This window comes from Kitasatospora sp. NPDC008115, from assembly GCF_042957205.1.
Taxonomy (GTDB): domain Bacteria; phylum Actinomycetota; class Actinomycetes; order Streptomycetales; family Streptomycetaceae; genus Kitasatospora.
The window spans coordinates 94,139-113,662 of record NZ_JBIBHU010000005.1 but is presented as its reverse complement, the minus strand read 5'-3'; the positions used below and the strand labels follow the sequence as shown (position 1 = coordinate 113,662).

Below are 19,524 nucleotides of genomic sequence, written 5' to 3'. Positions count from 1 at the left end.
ACCGCGTGCTGTGATGGCCCCCATGGCCACACCACCGACCCCCACGACGGCCGCGACCTGCCCCTGCGTGATCTGCGCCGCCAACGGCGCGGAGCGCTCCGGCGTCTCCCGTCACTGGCGCCGCACCGCGGAGGACGTCCTGACCCACGGCCACCACGTGGTCGGCATCCCCGGCGAGGGGGACCTCCCGGACTGGGCCTTCACCGTGGGCCTCTGGCACACCTCGCGCCTCCCCGAGCTGACCATGGCCGGCCTGGACGCCCACGGCCAGATGCACTGGCTCAACGAGGCCGCGGCCCGGCTGCGCGAGGGCGCCTCCGCCGACCCGGAGAGCCTGCTGGCCGGGGTGATCGAGGACTACCCGGTGCTGGTCAAGCCCGTCGACCCCGGCTGGCGCCGGCCCCTGCTGGGGACGGCCGTCGGCTTCTACCGCCGCGTTCCCGTCCCCGTGCTGCAACTGGTCTGGCCCGACCGGAACCGCCGCTGGCCCTGGGACCCGGACGCCTCCCCCGGCTGCCGGTCCCAGCCGCGCCTCTGGCTGCCGGTCGGCGACCACCCCGAGGGCGCCTGGACGGAGGAGGCGGCGGCCGCCGAGGCCTCCTCCTGAGCCAAGGAGCGTGTCGCCGTCTCCGACTCCTCCATCCACAGCCCCAGCGGCTTGCGGGTGAATCCCCGGGTGACCTCAAGGCGCAGGGGGAGCCGGAGGTGGTGGGGGTGGCGGGGTCGACGGGGCGTTCGATGCTCCGACGGCGTTGACCAAGGACTGCGCCTGAGTATCGACGAGCCTCGTGAACAGCTGCTGGGAATATCCGAAAACAATGGCCCAGGCGATGATCTGGGCGGATGAATCGAGGGCCGACAGGCCGGGGACGAATCCTCCACGCATCAGAAGCAGGCCGAGCACAGCCGTGAGTGCACCCATGGGAAGCTTGAGGAGGGCTAGGGCGACCGGAACGTTGTAAGGCGTTGCCGATCCTCTGATTCGACGCAGGGATGTGGCGGCGGCGATTCCGGCGGCCACCAGGCCCACAATTTCGATGAGGAGGTAGTCCGACGGCGATGTCGCGGCGGCCAGGTTCGCATCGACATCGGGATATTTTGGATCAGGGTCCATTCCACTGGGGCAGACGACCACGTAACCGGCCTCCCCAAGGCCCACCGGGGGCGTGAAGCACAGCGGAAGAATATCATCCTTCAGCATCCCCAGGATTCCGATCCACACGGCAGCCCCGAATAAAATCACCGCAACCCATCCGACGATATTAACGAAACTTCGAAGTCTGAGAGTCTCGCGAATTCCCGCCTGTCGAGCGACACTGACTGCATCGAGCACGGCCTCAAGGCTTGAGCTCGCGAGCATGCCAGTCTTGAGGAGCTCCTGGTTGATCTGTTCGACCTTGACTCGCCGAGGATCGCTGGCGGGAAGCTGATCCTGGACGAGCGCCAGCACGCCCGGCATCATTGGAATGACCTCATCGGGCCCCGAAAGCCTCAGCAGCAAATTATGTGCAGCATCCAGGTGAATCTGTCCAACGGTCAGGTGGGAGCCCTTTTTGTAGATGGAATGCCCCCTGTGCGAGAGCGCCTTCTTCGCCTCTTGCAGTTCGTTGAAGGCCTGCGAGAAAAGGCCTTCTGCATCCTGTGGACCACCGTGCCTCTGCTCCACTTCGCTCAGCAGCGCCCATAACTCATTCACTCGCGCAAGGAGCACCTCTCGAAGCTCCCACGGCCCCAATTCTGATCTTTTCTTTTCGGGCGAGGGATTATCCATGCGGAGATTCTAGATGTCCGCATATCAGGGCGCACCTCTGGCGCACTCTGAATTGCGCTCGATGGCGCAATCGCCGTCCTGCTGATACCGCCGATCAGGTGGCGGGGCCGGCCCCCGTCCAACCGAAACATCGATCCGTACCTGCCGATCGGCGACTACGGGCCGTACCCCGAGCGGCTGCGCCGACAAGCCTTCGGCCACCGGCCCCGGGGGGCCTACGGGATGGCCACCGCCGCGCCGGAGACCCGCACCCGGGGGGAGGCCGTGCGCAGGTCGACGTGGAGGGTGCTGGGGCGGCCGAGGTCCTCGCCCTGGTGGAGGGTGACGGTGGCCGGGGCGGCGGCGGGGTCCAGGGCGCGCAGGTAGGCGCCGAAGGCGGCGGCGGCCGCGCCGGTGGCCGGGTCCTCGACGACGCCGCCGACCGGGAAGGGGTCGCGGACGTGGAACACGTCGGGGGCGGCGCGCCAGACCAGTTGGACGGTGGTCAGGTCACGGGCGGTCATGAAGGCGGCGAGGCCGTCGAAGTCGTAGGCGAGCCGGGCCAGCCGCTCGCGGGTCGCGGCGGCCAGCACCAGGTGCCGGGCGCCCGCGTAGGCGTAGCGGGGCGGCAGCGCCGGGTCGAGGTCGTCGGGTGCCCAGCCGAGCAGGGCGAGCGCCTCGGCGACGTCGGCCTCGCCGGTCGCCGTGACGTGCGGCTCGACGCTGGTGAGGGTGGCGCGCAGGGTGCCGTCGGCGTCCTCGGCCACCTCGACCGGTACCTCGCCCGCCGCCGTGCGGTAGAGGTAGTGCCCCTGTCCGGCCCGTTCGGCGAGCGCGACGGCGGAGGCGACGGTGGCGTGGCCGCAGAACGGCACCTCGGCCAGCGGGCTGAAGTAGCGCACCGCGAAGCCACCCGCCGGGTCGGGGGTCAGGAAGGCGGTCTCCGAGTAGCCGACCTCGGCGGCGATGGCGAGCATCCGCCCGTCGGACAGGCCGGCGGCGTCGAGCACCACGCCCGCCGGGTTGCCGCCCTCGGGGTCGGCGGAGAAGGCGGCGTAGCGCAGGATCTCGGGGGCGCCGGCGGCGTCGTCACTGGTCATGACCGCTCGAACGCGCCCCGCCGCGTCCGTGTTCCCCTCACCGCAGCACCGCCTCCAGCAGGTCGGTGCCGAGCCGGGCGCTGCCCACGAGGTCGAGCTGGTACAGCATGTACCGCCCGCGCCGATGGGTGGTCAGCAGCCCGGCCCTGCGGAGCACCGCCAGGTGCCGGGAGACCTCGGGCGCGCTGAGCTGCCAGGCGGCGGCGAGCTCGCCGGTGGTGTGCGGGCCGCGGGCGATGGTGCGGGCGAGCCGCAGGCGCACGGGGTGGGCGAGCGCCTCCAGCCGCTGCTGGACCACGGCGAGCGACACCGGCTCGGGCACGCCCTGCTCGGCGACGGGGTACTGCACCACCGGGCGCCAGCCGGGCGCGGAGACCACCAGCAGGTGCGGGCGGCCGAACGCGGTCGGGACGAAGGTCACGCCGCCGGCGGCGCTCCCGCTGGTGGTGTTGTCCTGGAGCTTGTCGATGACGATCCGGCGCCGCCCCTCGCCGCCGTCCTCCAGTTGCACCGAGGCGGAGGCGGCGGCCAGTGCCTCGGCCGCGCCGTGCCGCACCAGCAGGTCGGTCTTGCGGCGGGCGTCGGCGGCGAGTTCGGGCAGCACCCGGCGCCAGGCGTCGGTGAAGAAGGCGTCCGCGCAGTCCTCCAGCATCCGCCGCACCAGCGCCCTGACGGCGGGCGGGTCGGTGAGCAGCCGGTCGGCGAACTCGGCCTGCCGGGGCCCGCGGGCCAGCGCCAGTTCGCGGGCCCGCTCCTGCGCGACCGGGTCGGTGAGCGGCGAGGCGAGGTGCTGTGCCAGCCGGGAGGCGCCGCAGGTCAGCACGAGCGCGGCCCGTACGTACCGCTCGTCGTCGATCCGGTCGACGGCGTCCAGTTCGTCGGTGAGGGTGGCACCGGGCAGGCCGGGGACGAGGAAGTCGGCGCGCGAGGAGCGCCAGAGGAAGTCGGCCTCGGCGAGCCGTTCGGCGAGCGCGGGCGGGACGGCCGCCGTGGTGCTCGCCGCCCAGCCGTGCAGGGCGGGGTGGTGCGCGGGCTCGGCGAGCACGTGCAGCATCGCGCTGAGTTCGGCCAGCGGGGAGGGGGTGAACAGCAGGCGCTCGTCGGGCAGGCCGGTGATGTCGATGGTCAGGCTCACGCTCCCGATCCTGTCACCTGCGGCGGGGCCGCCCGGCCCGGATTGACGGTAGTCGTCAATCCGCGTGCCCGGGGAAGGGGCCCGGGCCGACGGTACCGCTCATGACCCTGATCCAGAACCCGAAGCGACCGCACCCCGACCCGGAGGCCGGCAGTGACCCGGAACCCCGCAGCGGCCCGGCCGCCCTGCTCCGCCTGCTCACCGCCGCGGGCGGCCCGCGCTACGCGGCGGCGCTGCTGGTGGACGCCCTCGGCACCGGTCTGCTGCGGCCGTTCCTGCTGCTCTACGGCATCGGGGTGCTCGGGCTGGACGCGGGTGCGGCGGGCCTCGCGATGTCCGCCGGGATGGTCGCCGGCCTGCTCGTCCTCCCGCTGACCGGCCGGTGGATCGACCGGGGTGCGCGCAGCCTGCCGGCGGCGGCGACCCTGCTGGTGCGGGCGGCCGGGTCGGTGGCGCTGCTGCTGGCCGACGGCCCGGCGGGGTTCGCGGCGGCGGCCGTGCTGCTCGGGGTGGGCAGCCAGTCCTGGCCGACCACCCACGCGGCGGTCGTCGCGACGCTGACCGAGGGCCGCACCCGGGACGCCGCGCTGGCCGCCGGACGGACGCTGCGCAACGCCGGGCTGGGCGCGGGGGCGCTGCTGGCGACTCTCGCGGTGGCGGGCGGCCCGGGGGCGCTGCGGCTGCTGGCCGGGGTGACCGGCGTGGCCTGCCTGCTGTCGGCGGTGCTGGTGCACTCGCTGCGGGTGACCGCTCCCCGGCCGCCGCAGGCTCCCCCGGCGTCCCCGATGTCCCCGGCGAACCCCGCCCCCGCCGGGTCCGGGCGCGCCGAGGATCCGGCGCTGCGCCGGATCACCGTGCTCAGCATCGCCAACCTGCCCTTCGCGTTCTGCTTCGACGTCCTGGAGGTGGCTCTGCCCGCGCTGCTGGTGCTGCATCTGCACGCCTCCGCGGCCTGGTCCTCGGGGGTGTTCGTGGGCAACACGGTGCTGGTGATCACCCTCCAGCTGGCCGTGGTGCTCCGTCTCGGGCACCGCTCCCGGCACACCGTGCTGGCCGCCGGCGGCGTCGCGCTCGCCCTGTCCTACCTGGGCTTCTGGGCGGCCGGCGTGCTCGGCGGCACCGCCGGGGCAGCCGGTGTGGCGGCGGTGTCCGTCCTCTTCACGCTCGGCGAGATCCTCTACTCCGGCACGGGCACCGCCCTGGTCACCGCGAGCGCCCCGCCCGGGCAGCTCGGCCGCGCCCTGGCCCGCTGGGAGCTGTCGACGGGCGTCGGCCGCGCGGCCGCCCCGGCCGCCCTGACCGCGCTGCTCGCCGTCGGCCCGGGCGTGCTGTGGCCGGTGCTGGCCGGCGCCACCCTGCTGGCCGCGGTGGCCGTCGCCCGGCTCCGCCCGGCCCGGGGTGCGGGCGGGCGGCGGGTCGCCGATGCTGGGCGACGGGGCACGCGTACGCGCCCGGCTCCCGGTCCCGAGGAAGGACAACGCTCATGAGCGCCCTCGACTTCGAGGTCATCGACAGCCCGGACAGCTCGCTCAACAAGACGTCCGTCCTGGTCACCGGGCCGCAGGACGCGCTGCTGGTGGACGCCGGGTTCACCCGCTCCGACGGGCGGCACCTCGCGGAGCGGGTGCGGGCCAGCGGGAAGCGGCTGACCACGGTGTTCGTCAGCCACGGCGACCCGGACTTCTACTTCGGCGCCCAGGAGGTGCAGGACGTCTTCCCGCAGGCGCGGTTCCTGGCCTCCGCGTCGACCGTCGAGCACATCCAGGAGACCTTCGACGCCAAGGTGCGGACCTGGGCGCACCTCGGTCCCGAGCTGCCGACCCGGCTGGTGCGCCCGGAGGTGATGCACGGCGACGAGCTGGTCTTCGAGGGCCATCGCTTCGAGCTGCGCGGGGCGGACTTCCACCTGCCGGACCGGCACTACCTGTGGCAGCACCACCACCGCACGGTGCTCGGCGGGGTGCTGCTGTTCCAGGGGCTGCACGTGTGGACGGCGGACACGCCGATGCCGGAGCAGCGGGCGGCCTGGATCGACCTGCTGGACGGCATGGCGGCGCTGGACCCGGCCTTCGTGGTGGCCGGGCACCGGACGGCCGACGCGCCGACCGACACCTCCTCGATCGACCACACCCGGGACTACCTGCGGGCCTTCGAGACGGAGGTCGGCCGGGCAGCGGACGCGGCGGCGGCCAGGGAGGCACTGGAGCAGCGCTTCCCGGAGCTGGGCATGCGGCTGGCGGTCGACCTCGGGACGAAGGCCGCCAAGGGCGAGCTGGCCTGGGGCTGAGCGCGATGATCGAGATCCCGCGGTCGGAGGCCGCCTTCGCGCAGTCCGAGGCCCCGGCGGACGTGGTGCGCCGCCAGTACCTGGCCTCGGCGCGCGGTGACCTGGGGGCGTTGCGGGCGACGCTCGCCGACGACGTGGAGTGGACGGAGATGGCGGGCTTCCCGCTGGCCGGCACCTACCGGACGCCGAAGGGCGTGACCGGCGGGGTGATGGAGCGGCTGGCCGCCGAGTGGGAGGAGTGGACGGTGCACGACGACCGGTACGTGGTGTCCGGGGAGGAGGTGGTGGTGCTGGGCCGGTACACGGCGGTGCACAAGGCCACCGGGCGGCCGCTGGCCGTGCGGGTGGTGCACCACTTCCTTGTGCGCGGCGGGCGGATCGTGCGGTTCGAGCAGTTCACCGACACCGCGCTGGTCCGGGACGCGATGACGCCCTGACCGTGCTCCGGGCTCCGGCGCGTCACCCGTTCGGGGGAGCCGCCGCGGCGCGCCGGACGCCGTCTCGACAGCCCCGCCGTCCGGCGGCAGGCTGTCGGTGATTTCCGCCGGAGAGCGAGGAGTTCACCATGAGCACGGACAGCACGGGCAGCGGGGGCGGCGGGCGCGAGCGCCCGATCGTGATCGTCGGCGCCTCCCTCGGCGGCGCGAAGGCCGCGCAGGCGCTGCGCGAGGCGGGGTACACCGGCGGCATCGTGCTGATCGGCGACGAGCACGAGCGCCCGTACGAGCGTCCGCCGTTGTCCAAGGGCTATCTGCTGGGCAAGACCGACCGGGAGAAGATCTACGTCCACCCCCCGCAGTGGTACGCCGAGCACGATGTGACGCTGCGGCTGGGCACGCGGGTGGTGGCCGTCGACCCGGCCGGGCACACGGTGACGCTGGCCGACGACGGGCGGGTGGAGTACGCGAAGCTGCTGCTGACCACCGGATCGGTGCCGCGCCGGCTGCCAGTACCCGGGGCGGAGCAGGAGGGCGTGCACTACCTGCGGCGGGTGGAGGACAGCGAGCGGATCCGCGAGTCGTTCCGCGCGGGCGCCCGGGTGGTGGTGATCGGCGCGGGCTGGATCGGGCTGGAGGCGACGGCCGCGGCGCGGGCGGCGGGTGCCGAGGTGACGGTGCTGGAGGCGGCCGAGCTGCCGCTGCTGCGGGTGCTGGGCCGGGAGGTGGCGCAGGTCTTCGCCGACCTGCACCGCGACCACGGGGTGGACCTGCGGTTCGGCGCGCAGGTCGCGGAGCTGACCGGCGCGGGCGGCCGGGTGACCGGGGTGCGGCTGGCGGACGGCACGACGGTGGCGGCGGACTCGGTGGTGGTGGGCATCGGCATCGCCCCGGACACCGCGCTCGCCGAGGCGGCCGGCCTGGAGGTCGACAACGGGGTCAAGACGGACGGGCACCTGCGCACCTCGGACCCGGACATCCACGCGGCGGGCGACGTCGCCAACGCCTACCACCCGCTGTTCGGGCGCCACCTGCGCGTCGAGCACTGGGCGAACGCCCTCAACCAGCCGCAGACGGCGGCCCGGGCGATGCTCGGCGAGGACGCGGTGTACGACCGCGTCCCCTACTTCTTCACCGACCAGTACGACCTGGGCATGGAGTACGTCGGCTGGGTGGAGCCCGGCGGCTACGACCAGGTGGTGTTCCGGGGCGACCCGGCGACCCGCGAGTTCATCGCCTTCTGGCTGTCCGGCGGCCGGGTGCTGGCGGGCATGAACGTGAACGTCTGGGACGTCACCGACCCGATCCGGGAGCTGGTCCGCTCGGGGCGGACGGTGGACACGAAGGCGCTGGCCGACCCGGACGTCCCGCTCACCGACGTCTGAGCCGCCCAAGGCCGAACGGCCCGCTCCCGGAAGGCTGTTTCCGGGGGCGGGCCGTTCTGATTCGGGAAGCCCTGGCGTCAGGCGACCGGCGGGAACGCCTCGACGTCCGGCTTCAGCAGCTGACCGGGCGCGGGGGCCTTCTGGTTCACCAGGTAGTCGGTGACCAGCTTGCCCAGCTCCTTGCTGCGGCCGACGGCGCAGTGCTCGACCACGTCGACCGAGACCAGCACCGCGTTGCCCAGCTGGCGCTGCATCCGCTGGGAGAAGGTGTAGTTGGTGGCCGGGTCGTAGAGGTTGCCGATGACCATCACCGGGGCGGCGGTCTTCCGGTGCCACGGGCCGGTGAAGCGTTCGGCGTCGCGGGCCGGGGCCGGCCAGGAGGAGCAGGTCGGGCCGTCGAAGGCCTGGTAGCGGCCGAAGGTCGGGGACTCCTTCTCCCAGGCCTTGGCCAGGTTGACGAAGGTCCACGGGTTGGACGGGTAGGGCTTGTCCTGGCAGTTGACGCCGTAGTAGGAGTCGTCGGCCGAGTACGGGGTCTCCGGCAGGGCCTCGCGCAGCGCGGTCGGCACGGTGGTCGCGAGCACCTTGGCGTCCTCGGCGGCGGCCGGGTCGGCCGGGGCCGCGGCGGCCAGGCCCTGGGCGGCGGCGGCCGGGGACTGGATCACCTGGTGCAGCCCCTGGAGGGCCTTGGCGAGCGGCGCCTGGCGGCTCTGCGCGTACAGGGCGTTGGCGACCTGGCTGGTGAAGCTGGAGAGGGTGACCCGGGTGCCGTCCGGCAGGGTGACCGGGTCGGTGCGCAGGTGGTCGCGGATGGCGTCGAACTTGACGCGGGTGTCGCCGTCGCCGAAGGCGCAGCGCGGGGCGCCGGCGCTCTGGCAGCGCTTGAGGTACTCGGCGAGGGCGACCTCGAAGCCGGTGGCGCGCTGGCGGTCGTACTCGACGCCGTTGTGCATCCGCAGGTTGGGGTCGACGTTGCCGTCGACGATCAGCGCGCGGACCTTGTCCGGGTACATGCCCGCGTAGGTGGCGCCGATGAGGGTGCCGTAGGAGAAGCCGGCGAAGTTGAGCTTGGCGTCGCCGACGGCGCGGCGCATCCGGTCGAGGTCGCGGACCACGTTGATGGTCGACATGTACTCGATGAGCGGGCCGGCGTTGCGCGAGCAGGCGTCGGTGTAGTCCTCGGTGGCGTCGATGGTCTGCGCTATCTCGGCCCTGGTCACCGGGACGCCGGTCATCCGGTCGTTGAGGGCGGCGGCCTCCTCGTCGGTGGTGAAGCACTTCAGCGGGTTGCTGCGGGCCACGCCGCGCGGGTCGAAGCCGACCAGGTCGAAGCGGTCCTGGACGTCCTTGCCGAAGCGGGTGGTGGTCGCCCACAGGTAGCCGCTGCCGCCCGGGCCGCCGGGGTTGAGGAAGAGCGAGCCGATCCGCTTGGCCGGGTCGGCCGCGCGGCGGCGCATCATCGCGATGCCGATGGTGTCGCCGTTCGGGTGGTCGTAGTCGAGCGGCACCTGGTAGACGGCGCAGTCGTAGATCTTGGGGTCCGGCTGGGTGGGGTCGGGGTTGCAGGGCTTCCAGTCGACCGGTGCCACCTTGGCCTCGGCGGCCGGGCCGGGGGCCGGTGCGGCGACGGCCGCGGCGGCCGAGCCGGCGACGAGGGCGAGGGCACTGGTGACCGCCAGTGCCGCGCTGGTGATACGGGACACGAAACCTCCTCCGGTTCTGCAAACCCGGACAGCCTGTCAGGCCGCGATCAACAGGGGAAGAGATGTGCGACGGGAGATTCTTTCGGGAGTGGCCCGAATGGGCGTCAATCCCCTTTTCCGGGGGCGGATTGACGGGAAACAGTGCGGCCGTTGGCTGAAGATCATCATTCACCGTATGGCCTGGCGACACACCTGACGTCCAATCATGTCGACACGGCGGGGCGCCCGGTGCACCCGCCGGCGCCGGGCCGTGCCCCCACCCGCCCCTCCCGTCAGGCGCGCGCCCCCGGGCCTCTTGTCACCCGGACGGCGGTACCGCACCCCGTACCCGGCGTCTTCCGCGCCCTCCGTGTCCGTCCCGTCGGCCATCCGTTCAGCTGTCCGATCCCGCCCCGGAAAGGCGTGTTGACCGGCCAGTAGGGCCCTCCTATGCTCGACCGCGTTCCCGTTCGCGATCGTGAACACGACCAGAACGTGCACGCCCCGCGAGCGCCGTCCGGCACCGGGGCGGGACCCTCGCGGCCTCCCGCCCGGCGGGAGCCGTCACCCGGCGGAAAGGGCCCTCCCATCAGCACCTCCATCGCACCCGCCGCCGGGCCGCCGCCCGCCACCACGGCCCGCCGCCGCTTCCTGACCTATCTGCTGGCCGCGCCCACCCTCACCGTCGCCGCCCGGGCCGGACTGGACGCCGCCGCGCCCGCCGCCGCCCGGGCCGCCGAGGCCGCGGCGGCCCCCTCACCACTGCTCGGTCTGCCCGGCATCCCCGACATCGTCGACCTCGGCCAGGCGCTCCAGGTCGCCGGACTGCCCACCGCGCACCTGCTCGTGCTGGAGATCACCGCCGCCGGCCGCGCCGCGCTCCACCTGCCCCGGCTGGAGGTCGGCCAGGGCCTCACCACCACCGTCGCGATGATGGTCGCCGAGGAGCTCGACGCCCGCCTCGCCGATGTCGACGTCCCGCTCTCCGACAGCCGCCCCGACCTGCTGTTCAACCAGCTCACCGGCGCCTCCAACTCGGTGCGCACGCTGTACGACCCGGTGCGCGCGGTGGCCGCCGCCGCCCGCGCCCGGCTGGTCACCGCGGCCGCCCTGCGCTGGTCGCTGCCGGCCGCCACCCTGCGCACCGCCGACTCCGCCGTGCTCGCCCCCGACGGCCGCCGGGCCGGCTACGGCGACCTCGCCGCCGCGGCCGCCGCGATCGCGGTGCCCGCCGTGCCCGCCACCCCCAAGCCCGCCGAGCAGCGCCGGGTGATCGGCCGCCCGACCGGCCGGATCGACGCCCGCGACATCGTCACCGGCCGCGCCAAGTACGCCGGGGACCTCGCCGTGCCCGGCGCGGTGCCGACCGTCGTCGCCCGCCCCACCACCATCAACGGCACCCTGGCCACCCTGGACGCCTCCGCCGCCCGCGCCATGCCCGGCGTGCTCGGCGTGGTGACCGTCCCGACCGGGGTCGCCGTCCTCGCCGAAACGTTCGACCAGGCGCTCAGGGCCCGCGACGCGCTGCGCACCAGCTGGCACCCCGGCCCGGTCGCCGCGCTCTCCGACGCCGACATCAGGAAGCGGCTGCGCGCCGCGCACGCGCCGTTCCTGGTCCCCCCGCTGCTCACCCAGTACGTGGACGGCGAGTTCGACTTCGCCTTCGTCAACCACGCGCCGATGGAGGTGCTGACGGCGGTCGCCGACGTCCGCCCGAACCGCGCCGAGGTCTGGTTCGCCGCACAGACCCCGGTGGTCGCGCAGCAGACCATCGCCGCCGAACTCGGCCTGCCGCAGGAAGCGGTGACCGTCCACGTGGTGCGCGGCGGCGGATCGTTCGGCCGGCGGCTGTTCTACGACGCCGCCCTGGAGGCCGCGCGGATCTCCCGGGCGGCCGGCCGCCCGGTCAAGCTGATGTGGACCCGCAACGACGACATGCGCCACGGCCGGATGCGCCCGGCCACCCACCACCGGATCCGCGCCACCTACGGGCTCGGCCAGGTGCTCGGCTACGAGCACCGGGTCGCCTCCGTGCGGACCGACTTCGGCCACGGCCTCGGCGAGGCGCTCACCGCGGCCGGCTTCCAGCTCCAGGTCGCCGGGCTCTCGGTCGCCCAGGCGTTCTTCCTGCTCAGCCAGAACAACCCGTACGACGTGGGCATCCCCACCCAGCTGCTCTCCGAGGTCCCGCTGGAGATCCCGACCGGCAGCTGGCGCTCCGTCTACTCCGGCACCGTACGGGTGGCCGACGAGATCATGGTGGACGAGCTGGCCCGCCGCTTCGGCCAGGACCCGGTGGCCTTCCGGCGCGCCCGGCTGCGCGACCCGGCCGGCCGGGCCGTCCTCGACACCGTCGCCAAGGCCGGCCGCTGGGGCCGCACCATGCCGCCGGGCCAGGCCCAGGGCATCGGCTACCACGCGGAGAACGGCGGGCGCACCGCCTACCTGGTCGAACTCGACGCCTCCGAGCCCACCCAGCCCCGGGTGACCAAGGCGGTGATCGCCGCCGACCTGGGCACGGTGATCAACCCGACCGGCCTGGAGGCCCAGCTGACCGGCGCGCTGATCGACGGCATCTCGGTGATCCTCCAGGCCGGCAACCACATCGACCGCGGCACCGTCCGCGAGGGCAGCTACGGCGACTTCCACTACGCGCGGCAGAAGCACAGCCCGCCGGTGGTCGAGATCCACCTGCTGCCCCCGGGCGGACCGCCGGGCGGCGCGGGCGAACTGGGCGTCCCGGCGGCCTCCGCCGCGGTGGCCAACGCCTACGCCAGGGCGACCGGCACCGGTCCGCGCTCCTTCCCGATCAACTTCTGACCCCTCAGCACACCACCAGTCCCCCGCCCGACGATCCCGAGGAAACGCGCCCCCCATGCCCCGCCACACCTTCGTCCTCAACGGCCGACCGGTCACCGTCGAGGCCCCGGACGACATGCCGCTGCTCTGGGTGCTGCGCGACAAGCTCGGCGTCACCGGCCCCAAGTACGGCTGCGGGGTCGGCGTCTGCCGCTCCTGCACCAGCCACCTGGACGACGAGGAGTTCCAGCCCTGCATCGTGCCGGTCAAGGACTGCGCGGACCGCCGGGTCACCACCATCGAGGGCCTCGCCGACGGCGACGTCCTGCACCCCGTCCAGGAGGCCTGGTTGGAGTGCGACGTCGCCCAGTGCGGCTTCTGCCAGCCCGGCCAGATCATGACGGCGGTCGCGCTGCTGCGCCACACCCCGGCGCCCACCGACGCCGACATCGACCGGATCCAGAACGTCTGCCGCTGCGGCAGCTACCCCCGGATCCGCGAGGCCGTCAAGCGCGCCGCCGCCCGCATCGCAGCCGCCCGCATCCCGGCGGGCGGCTGACCCGGTCCGGGGTCAGGACTGGTCCCAGGCGTCGACGGTGAGCAGCGCGTCCGGCGGGCAGGCGGCGATCCGCCCGGCGTCCAGCTCGCGCGGCCGGTGGTCGGCGCCGGGCCCGCCCTCGAACACCGAGCCGTCGGCGAGCAGCGGCAGGACGTCACCGGCCCTGGCGGTGTAGCGCAGCGGGTAGCCGTCGAACCGCAGCTGCTCGGCCCGCCCGGCCGAGGCCAGGGCGGCGATCCAGTCGAGCCCGCCGAGGCCGGTCTCCCACTTGGCGAGGACCTCGCCCTCGCCGTCCCCCACGGCCGGGCCCGTGACCACGAACCACCATCCGAGCATCCGACACCCCTCCCCGAGCGGTGCGCCGTGCACCACACGGGGAGGCTACGCCACCCGCCGGTCAGGGGGTGAGGACCAGCCGGATCGGGTCGCCCTTCTTCTGCTCCAGGGCCTCGACCGCCTCGGCGGCCCGGGCCAGCGGGAAGGTGCCGCTCACCGAGCGGGAGAACTCCAGGCGACCGCCGCGGACCAGGTCGACCAGGTCAACGACGTCCTTGCCCTCCGAGCCGTAGTGGCCGAGGATCTGCTGGCGCAGGTAGCTGACGAGGGTGCCGTTGGTGATGGTCAGCGGCTTGTTCGTGAGGCCGACCAGCACCAGGCGGCCGTGCTCGCCGAGCGCGGCCATCGCCTGCTCGCGGACCGGGGCCACTCCGGCGAAGTCGAACGCGGCGGCCAGCGGACGGCCCCGGGTCGCGGCGCGCAGCCGGTCGGCGAAGTCCGGGTCGCCCGGGTCGAGCGCGGCGTCGGCACCGAAGGCGAGGGCCCGCTCGCGGGCGGCGGGCAGCGGGTCGACCGCCACGATCGGATGGGCGCCGACGGCACGCAGCAGCTGGACGCCGTGGGCACCGAGGCCGCCCACACCCCAGACGCCGACGGCCTCGGCCGGGCGGACGGCGCCGGTGCCGGTGATGGCGGCCCACGGGGTGGAGACCGCGTCCGGGATGAAGCAGGCCTGCTCGAACGGCAGGTCGTCGGGGATCGGCACCAGGGTGTCGACACTGGCCAGCGCGTACTCGGCCCAGCCGCCGTCGTAGTCGACGCCCCGGGTGAGGACCACGCCGTCGCGGGTCTCGCCGGCCTGGAGCAGTACGCGGTCGCCGACGGCGGCGGTGGCGACGCCCTCGCCCAGGCTGTGCACGGTGCCCGCGACCTCGTGGCCGAGGGTGACCTTGTCCCCCCGCAGGTGCAGCGGCTTGAGCATTCCCTCGATCAGGTGGACGTCCGAGAGGCAGACGCCGGCGGCGCCGACCTTGATCAGGACCTGGCCCGGCCCCGGCGTGGGCACCGGCACCTCCTCCACGGCGAAGGCGCCCTTCGCGACGTCGAGCCGGCCGGCGAGCATCGTGGCGGTCATCCCGGTTCCCTTCCACAGGGGGTGGCGCGGTCGGCGGCCGCACCATCCGAACTTACTTGTTGTTCAACAAGCAAGTTCCACCCTAGCATGGTGGTATGTCCACGCACGTTTCCCCGACAGACCCCTCCCCCGCCTCCCCTGCACCGGCGGAGCACCCGGAGTCGGGCCGCCGCACCCAGGCCGAGCGGCGCGCGCGGGCCGAGCAAGCGCTGCTCGCCGCCGCCGCGCGCCTGGTCGCCGAGCACGGCAGCGCCGGGGTGACCCTGGCCCGGGTCGGCGAGGAGGCCGGCTTCAGCCGCGGCCTGGCCTCGCACTACTTCGGCTCCAAGGGCGCCCTGCTGGCCCGGCTCCAGGAGGAGGCGCTCGCCGAGGCGATGACCGCCGCCGCGCCGGAGCGCAGCGGCGCGCGCGCCGTCGAGGAACTCTGTGCCTTCGCCCAGGCCTGCCTCGACGGGGTGCGGCAGCCGACCGACCTCGGCCGGGCCTTCGTCGTCCTGGGCGCCGAGGCGCTCGCCGGCTCCTCCGAACTCACCGAGGCCGTCGCCCGGCTGGACGCCAGGATGCGCGCGTGGGTCGCCGAGGTGGTGCGCCAGGGCACGGCCGACGGCGAGGTTCGCCCGGAGGTCGACCCGGACGCGGCCGCGACGGCGGTGGTCGGCCTGCTCAAGGGCCTGATCGTCCAGGCCGCGACCGCCCCCGGCGCACTCGCCCTCGACCGCGCCACCGCCGAGGCCCAGCGCTGGATCCGCCTGGCCCTCACCGCCGCCTGACCACCCCCGTGTCCACCGAGCGGGCAGCCCCTGTTCCCGGCGGGCCGTTCCACCTAGGGTGACCTTTCATCACATCCGATGATCCGAAGGGTGGATGGCCATGATCGGGCGCCGTTCGCTGCTCACATTCGCAGGACTGGGTGGTGCGGCGCTCGCGCTGCCGGGCACGACGGCGTACGCCGCTCCCGCCCCCGCGTCACCCGTCGCCGCACCACCCGGTGCGCCGTCCTCTGCGCTGTCCACCGCGCCGATCGACCTGCCGGCGCCGACGGTGCGGCGGACGGTCGGCACGGTGTCGCTGCACCTTGTCGACGAGGACCGGCAGGACCCGTTCGCGCCCGTACCCGCACCCCGCGAGCTGATGGTGCAGCTCTGGTACCCCGCGCAGAGCGCCGCCGGGCGCCCGCGTGCGCCGTACACCACGGCGCGCGTGGCGGCCGTGGTGGAGCAGGGCCTGCTGGAGCCGGGCACGATCATGCGGCTGCGCCCGACCGCGCGCCTCGGCGCACCGGCCGCCCCGGGCGCGCTGCCGCTGCTGCTGCTCGGCCACGGCCGCAAGGGCGGGCGCGCCAACTGCACCGCGCTGGCCGAGGAACTGGCGGCCCACGGCTACCTGGTCGCGGCCGTCGACCACACCTATGACGCGGCCGCCGTCGAGTTCCCGGACGGCCGGCTGGTGCACAGCGTCCTGGCGGACGACCCGGCCGACTGGGAGGCCACCGAGCGCACGGAGATCGCCGCCCGGGCGGCCGATCTGCGCTTCGTCGCCACCGAGTTGACCACCGGCCGGACGGTCCGCCGGCACCACGGCCTGCCGTGCGCCGACCCGGGGCGGATCGGCGTGCTCGGCCACTCGATGGGCGGGGCGGCCGCCGCCGAGGCGGTCCGCCAGGACCGGCGGTTCGCGGCGGGGCTCAACCTGGACGGCGGCTTCTTCGGCTCACCGGTTCCGGACGAGGGGCTGGACCGCCCGTTCCTGCTGCTCACCTCGCTGGCCGACCACGAGACCTGGCAGCGCTGGCGCGAGCACCAGCGCGGCTGGGGGCGCCACCTGCTCCAGCGCGACTCCGGCCACCTGAGCTTCACCGACCTGCCGTACACCGCCGGCCCCGGCCGCCTCGCCGACCACCTGCCGGCGGACCAGTACACCCAACTGCTCGGCACCATCACCCCGGCGCGCGCCACCGAACTGACCCGCGCCTACGTCCGCGCGCACTTCGACCGCTTCCTGCGCGGGCGCCCGTCCCCCCTGCTGAACGCGCCCTCGCCGCGCTACCCGGAGATCTCCTTCGTCTGGAGCCGCGGCTGAGACCTACCCCGCCGCCTGCGGGTCGCGGCCGTAGAAGGCGGCGAGCCGGTCGTACACCGGCGCGTCGTCGGCGGCCGTGACCTCGGGGCCGAAGGCGTGCTGCTCCTCCTCGCTCCCCCGGTACTGCGGCCGCAGCGCGCCGCGCCCCCAGACGAGCGAGGCCTCGGCCACCTCGTGGTCCAGCCCGGCGGTGGACTGGCCGGTGGCACGGGCGAGGTCCCAGCCGTGCACGGCGAACTCGGCGATCTGCTGGTCCACCGGGAAGCGGGCCGGCAGTTCGCCGACGCCGGGGACCTCGATGACGCCGTCGAGGTCCCCCGCCGCGCGCCAGGCGGCCACCAGCCGCTCGGCGCCGGCCTCGAAGCGGTGCAGCCAGTCGTCCTCGACCCGCTCGAAGGGCTCCGACCAGTCGGGCGTGCCGCCCTCCGCCCGGAGGGTGAACTGCCGCAGGTCGTGCAGCAGATGGCTGATCAACTGACCGACGTCCCAGGAACGGCAGGGCGTCGGGTGGCCGGCCAGCTCGGCGCCGACGCCGTCGATCAGGCCGGCGGTCTGCGCGAGGGCACGGGCGAGCAGCTCGATCGGGTCTTCCGCTCCGGACATGTCGCACCTCTCCGTCGTCGGGGCCGCGCCGGACCCGCACTCGTGGTCGGTCCGGCCGATCGTAGACGGAGGCACCGACAACCGGCCCGGAGCAACACCCCGGGCCGGTCGCGGCGCGCGAGCGATCAGGCGGCGAACCCGCCGTCCACGGCGATCTCCGCGCCGGTGATGTAGCGGCCCTCCGCGCCCGCCAGGTGGGCGACGGTCGCGGCGACGTCGTCCGGCCGGCCGAAGCCGCCCACCGCGGTGAAGCCGGACTGGAAATCGGCCGACGGACCGTCCGCCGGGTTCATGTCGGTGTCGATCGGGCCGGGGTGGACCAGGTTGACGGTGATCCCGCGCGGGCCCAGCTCCCGGGCCAGCGCCTTGGTGAGCCCGATCATCGCCGCCTTGCTGGCCGAGTAGAGGCTGCCGCCGGGGAAGGCGGCCCGCTTGGCCATGCAGCTGCCGACGGTCACGATCCGGCCGCCCTCGGCCAGATGGGCGACGGCGGCCTGGGCGAACAGGTACGGCGCCCGGACGTTGACCTCCAGCACCCGGTCGACGTCGGCCGGGCCGGTCTCCTCGATCGGGCCGATGAAGCCCACCCCGGCGTTGTTGACCAGGATGTCCAGCCGCCCGAACCGCTCGGCGACCGCCTCCACGACGGCCCGCACCTCCTGCGGGTCGGCGCTGTCGGCCCGGACCGCCCAGCCCCGGCGGCCCATCGCGGTGATCTTCGCCGCGACCGCCTCGGCCCGCTCGGCGCTGCCCAGGTAGGTCACCACCACGTCGGCGCCGTCCTCGGCGAGCCGCAGGGCCACGGCCTCCCCGATGCCCCGGCTGCCGCCGGTCACCAGTGCCACCCTGCCGTCGAGCTTCGCGAGCGTGGTCGTAGTCATATCGTCAGAACTCCTCAGGTCGTTCGCGGACATGACTCGATCCTCGGCCCGCGCGGCCCTCCGGTCCGGCGGTATTCGGACGTTGCGTTCAACGTTCAACCACCGACGGGCCGGGCGCCCCCGTGACACGCCGCACGGCCACCCCCGGGGGCCGGGGGTGGCCGTGCGGGCCCCCGGGCAGGGGGTGCCGGGGCAGGTGGAGCGCCGCTGTGGACGGGAGGTCAGAACGACAGGGTCTGGCCCGGGAAGATCAGGTTCGGGTTGGTGCCGATCGCCTTCACGTTCCTGGCGTGCAGCCCGGCCGGGTCGAGGCCGAACTTGGCCGCGATGCCGCTCAGCGTGTCACCGCTCTTGACGGTGTAGCCGCCGGCGGCGGGCTTCGCGGGCGCGGCGGGCTTCGCGGCGCCCTGCGACGGGGACGGGGCCTGGGACTGACCCTGCGGCGCCGGCGCCGCCTTGCGGGCCGGCGGCTTCTGGCTCGGGGCCTGGGCCGGCTTGGCCGGCTGCGCCTTGGCGGGCTGCTGCTTGGCCGGCTGCGGCGCCTGGGCGGGCGCGTCGTCGACGACGGCCGGCGCGCCGCCCCTGCTGAGCCCGGCCCGCGCCGAGCAGACCGGCCAGGCGCCCGGGCCCTGCTTGGCGAGCACCTTCTCGGCGACGGCGATCTGCTGCGCCTTGCTGGCCTGGTGGGCCTGCGGGGCGTACGCGGTGCCGCCGTACGCACGCCAGGTGGACGGGTTGAACTGGAGCCCGCCGTAGTAGCCGTTGCCGGTGCTGATGCTCCAGTTGCCGCCGCTCTCGCACTGGGCGACGCTGTCCCAGGAGGAGGCGGGGGCGGCCGAGGCCGAGGTGGCCGTGACGAGGCCGGCCACCGGCAGCGCCGCCAGGGCGGCGCCCGCGACGACAGCCAGCCGGACCCGGTTGCGCTTGGCAGTGCCGTTGGTGCCGTTGTTGGTGCTGTCGACGGTGGTGGAAGCGGCGGTCTCGTGACGGGGATTCATGGAATTCCTCTCGACAAGCCCCGGGCAGGCATGCGGAACCAGACCCCTGCCGGGGCCGGCTTCGCTCCCTCGCTCGACGGGCGGCCGCGCACGTTTCCGACGTGCCGTGCCGCCCCAGCCACCCTCCGCTCGCCGACGGCCCGCTGGAGCCGGTCGCGTCGACGGGCACCGCCCTCGCGCCGGTGGTCAGCCGGCGGGCGGTGCGTCGGGGGTGAACCCGGGTGGTGCTCGTTGCACCGCCAATGAAGCTAAGGGCGGCCACCGCGCCGCATCAAGCAATTCTTGGACGCCGCAGGTCAGTTGACTGTTACCGGCGGTACAGATCATGTAATCGACCGGGAAAAGACCGGCTTTGACCGGATTCCCGGACCCAAACGGTCGATTTCCGTGCGGTCGCTCACACCAGGTCGGCCGATCG

At 74.3% G+C, this 19,524-nt stretch carries 18 protein-coding genes; 9 read left to right on the top strand and 9 right to left on the bottom strand.

Annotation, left to right across the window (positions count from 1 at the left end; translation table 11 throughout):
- Positions 1 to 22 precede the first annotated feature (22 nt).
- The gene (locus ACFZBX_RS08475) at positions 23 to 607 is read left to right on the top strand and encodes a DUF4262 domain-containing protein (protein ID WP_391532222.1); all 585 of its coding nucleotides are present in this window, start codon (positions 23 to 25) and stop codon (positions 605 to 607) included.
- Positions 608 to 682: 75 nt separating this feature from the next.
- Here ACFZBX_RS08475 and ACFZBX_RS08470 read toward each other — a convergent pair whose 3' ends face one another.
- The 3 genes from ACFZBX_RS08470 to ACFZBX_RS08460 all read right to left on the bottom strand — a co-directional run bounded on the left by ACFZBX_RS08470 (position 683) and on the right by ACFZBX_RS08460 (position 3,985).
- Positions 683 to 1,771, bottom strand: coding sequence for a hypothetical protein (locus ACFZBX_RS08470; protein WP_391532221.1), 1,089 nt, complete (start codon positions 1,769 to 1,771; stop codon positions 683 to 685).
- A gap of 215 nt (positions 1,772 to 1,986) precedes the next feature.
- The gene (locus ACFZBX_RS08465; protein WP_391532220.1) at positions 1,987 to 2,850 is read right to left on the bottom strand and encodes a PhzF family phenazine biosynthesis protein; all 864 of its coding nucleotides are present in this window, start codon (positions 2,848 to 2,850) and stop codon (positions 1,987 to 1,989) included.
- Between the two features lie 37 nt (positions 2,851 to 2,887).
- Entirely contained in the window at positions 2,888 to 3,985 is a 1,098-nt protein-coding gene (locus tag ACFZBX_RS08460) for a DUF5937 family protein (protein ID WP_391532219.1), read from the bottom strand.
- A gap of 101 nt (positions 3,986 to 4,086) precedes the next feature.
- On the opposite strand from ACFZBX_RS08460, the gene ACFZBX_RS08455 reads away from it, so the two are divergent.
- The 4 genes from ACFZBX_RS08455 to ACFZBX_RS08440 all read left to right on the top strand — a co-directional run bounded on the left by ACFZBX_RS08455 (position 4,087) and on the right by ACFZBX_RS08440 (position 8,094).
- Positions 4,087 to 5,472, top strand: coding sequence for an MFS transporter (locus ACFZBX_RS08455; RefSeq protein ID WP_391532218.1), 1,386 nt, complete (start codon positions 4,087 to 4,089; stop codon positions 5,470 to 5,472).
- On the top strand, positions 5,469 to 6,272 hold the full coding sequence (locus tag ACFZBX_RS08450) for an MBL fold metallo-hydrolase (protein ID WP_391532217.1): 804 nt from the start codon (positions 5,469 to 5,471) through the stop codon (positions 6,270 to 6,272). The genes ACFZBX_RS08455 and ACFZBX_RS08450 overlap by 4 nt, the downstream gene beginning before the upstream one ends.
- 5 nt (positions 6,273 to 6,277) lie before the next feature.
- Positions 6,278 to 6,709 (top strand): nuclear transport factor 2 family protein, encoded by a 432-nt coding sequence (locus ACFZBX_RS08445; RefSeq protein WP_391532215.1) that lies wholly within the window; start codon positions 6,278 to 6,280, stop codon positions 6,707 to 6,709.
- A gap of 128 nt (positions 6,710 to 6,837) precedes the next feature.
- Positions 6,838 to 8,094: an NAD(P)/FAD-dependent oxidoreductase gene (locus ACFZBX_RS08440; protein WP_391532214.1), complete on the top strand. Its 1,257-nt coding sequence runs from the start codon at positions 6,838 to 6,840 to the stop codon at positions 8,092 to 8,094.
- 77 nt (positions 8,095 to 8,171) lie between these two features.
- Here the strand turns inward: ACFZBX_RS08440 and ACFZBX_RS08435 are convergent, their stop codons facing one another.
- On the bottom strand, positions 8,172 to 9,797 hold the full coding sequence (locus ACFZBX_RS08435; protein ID WP_391532213.1) for an alpha/beta fold hydrolase: 1,626 nt from the start codon (positions 9,795 to 9,797) through the stop codon (positions 8,172 to 8,174).
- 474 nt (positions 9,798 to 10,271) lie between these two features.
- On the opposite strand from ACFZBX_RS08435, the gene ACFZBX_RS08430 reads away from it, so the two are divergent.
- Both ACFZBX_RS08430 and ACFZBX_RS08425 read left to right on the top strand, forming a co-directional pair.
- The gene (locus tag ACFZBX_RS08430; protein ID WP_391532212.1) at positions 10,272 to 12,596 is read left to right on the top strand and encodes a xanthine dehydrogenase family protein molybdopterin-binding subunit; all 2,325 of its coding nucleotides are present in this window, start codon (positions 10,272 to 10,274) and stop codon (positions 12,594 to 12,596) included.
- Between the two features lie 55 nt (positions 12,597 to 12,651).
- Entirely contained in the window at positions 12,652 to 13,134 is a 483-nt protein-coding gene (locus tag ACFZBX_RS08425) for a (2Fe-2S)-binding protein (protein WP_391532210.1), read from the top strand.
- A gap of 12 nt (positions 13,135 to 13,146) precedes the next feature.
- On the opposite strand, the gene ACFZBX_RS08420 is transcribed toward ACFZBX_RS08425, so the two are convergent.
- Together ACFZBX_RS08420 and ACFZBX_RS08415 are read right to left on the bottom strand one after the other, a co-directional pair.
- Positions 13,147 to 13,470 (bottom strand): hypothetical protein, encoded by a 324-nt coding sequence (locus tag ACFZBX_RS08420; protein WP_391532208.1) that lies wholly within the window; start codon positions 13,468 to 13,470, stop codon positions 13,147 to 13,149.
- A 61-nt stretch (positions 13,471 to 13,531) separates the two neighbouring features.
- Positions 13,532 to 14,545, bottom strand: a complete 1,014-nt coding sequence (locus ACFZBX_RS08415; protein WP_391532207.1) for a zinc-binding dehydrogenase — start codon at positions 14,543 to 14,545, stop codon at positions 13,532 to 13,534.
- Positions 14,546 to 14,640: 95 nt separating this feature from the next.
- Between ACFZBX_RS08415 and ACFZBX_RS08410 the strand changes: the two genes are divergently transcribed.
- The gene (locus ACFZBX_RS08410) at positions 14,641 to 15,315 is read left to right on the top strand and encodes a TetR/AcrR family transcriptional regulator (RefSeq protein WP_391532205.1); all 675 of its coding nucleotides are present in this window, start codon (positions 14,641 to 14,643) and stop codon (positions 15,313 to 15,315) included.
- A gap of 100 nt (positions 15,316 to 15,415) precedes the next feature.
- Positions 15,416 to 16,624 carry an alpha/beta hydrolase family protein gene (locus ACFZBX_RS08405; protein ID WP_391532203.1) on the top strand — a complete coding sequence of 403 codons (1,209 nt, stop codon included), beginning with the start codon at positions 15,416 to 15,418 and terminating at the stop codon, positions 16,622 to 16,624.
- Between the two features lie 3 nt (positions 16,625 to 16,627).
- Here the strand turns inward: ACFZBX_RS08405 and ACFZBX_RS08400 are convergent, their stop codons facing one another.
- The 3 genes from ACFZBX_RS08400 to ACFZBX_RS08390 form a co-directional block, all read right to left on the bottom strand.
- Positions 16,628 to 17,227 carry a TIGR03086 family metal-binding protein gene (locus tag ACFZBX_RS08400; protein ID WP_391532202.1) on the bottom strand — a complete coding sequence of 200 codons (600 nt, stop codon included), beginning with the start codon at positions 17,225 to 17,227 and terminating at the stop codon, positions 16,628 to 16,630.
- 125 nt (positions 17,228 to 17,352) lie between these two features.
- Entirely contained in the window at positions 17,353 to 18,108 is a 756-nt protein-coding gene (locus tag ACFZBX_RS08395) for an SDR family NAD(P)-dependent oxidoreductase (RefSeq protein WP_391532201.1), read from the bottom strand.
- 221 nt (positions 18,109 to 18,329) lie between these two features.
- Complete coding sequence (locus ACFZBX_RS08390; RefSeq protein ID WP_391532199.1) at positions 18,330 to 19,106, bottom strand: transglycosylase family protein; 777 nt, start codon at positions 19,104 to 19,106, stop codon at positions 18,330 to 18,332.
- Positions 19,107 to 19,524: the final 418 nt, after the last annotated feature.

Coding starts and splice junctions, on each gene's coding strand:
- ACFZBX_RS08395 (WP_391532201.1), bottom strand. CDS start 18,108: ATGACTACGACCACGCTCGCGAAGCTCGACGGCAGGGTGGCACTGGTG.
- ACFZBX_RS08450 (WP_391532217.1), top strand. CDS start 5,469: ATGAGCGCCCTCGACTTCGAGGTCATCGACAGCCCGGACAGCTCGCTC.
- ACFZBX_RS08390 (WP_391532199.1), bottom strand. CDS start 19,106: ATGAATCCCCGTCACGAGACCGCCGCTTCCACCACCGTCGACAGCACC.
- ACFZBX_RS08475 (WP_391532222.1), top strand. CDS start 23: ATGGCCACACCACCGACCCCCACGACGGCCGCGACCTGCCCCTGCGTG.
- ACFZBX_RS08440 (WP_391532214.1), top strand. CDS start 6,838: ATGAGCACGGACAGCACGGGCAGCGGGGGCGGCGGGCGCGAGCGCCCG.
- ACFZBX_RS08410 (WP_391532205.1), top strand. CDS start 14,641: ATGTCCACGCACGTTTCCCCGACAGACCCCTCCCCCGCCTCCCCTGCA.
- ACFZBX_RS08445 (WP_391532215.1), top strand. CDS start 6,278: ATGATCGAGATCCCGCGGTCGGAGGCCGCCTTCGCGCAGTCCGAGGCC.
- ACFZBX_RS08455 (WP_391532218.1), top strand. CDS start 4,087: ATGACCCTGATCCAGAACCCGAAGCGACCGCACCCCGACCCGGAGGCC.
- ACFZBX_RS08470 (WP_391532221.1), bottom strand. CDS start 1,771: ATGGATAATCCCTCGCCCGAAAAGAAAAGATCAGAATTGGGGCCGTGG.
- ACFZBX_RS08420 (WP_391532208.1), bottom strand. CDS start 13,470: ATGCTCGGATGGTGGTTCGTGGTCACGGGCCCGGCCGTGGGGGACGGC.
- ACFZBX_RS08405 (WP_391532203.1), top strand. CDS start 15,416: ATGATCGGGCGCCGTTCGCTGCTCACATTCGCAGGACTGGGTGGTGCG.
- ACFZBX_RS08415 (WP_391532207.1), bottom strand. CDS start 14,545: ATGACCGCCACGATGCTCGCCGGCCGGCTCGACGTCGCGAAGGGCGCC.
- ACFZBX_RS08465 (WP_391532220.1), bottom strand. CDS start 2,850: ATGACCAGTGACGACGCCGCCGGCGCCCCCGAGATCCTGCGCTACGCC.
- ACFZBX_RS08400 (WP_391532202.1), bottom strand. CDS start 17,227: ATGTCCGGAGCGGAAGACCCGATCGAGCTGCTCGCCCGTGCCCTCGCG.
- ACFZBX_RS08425 (WP_391532210.1), top strand. CDS start 12,652: ATGCCCCGCCACACCTTCGTCCTCAACGGCCGACCGGTCACCGTCGAG.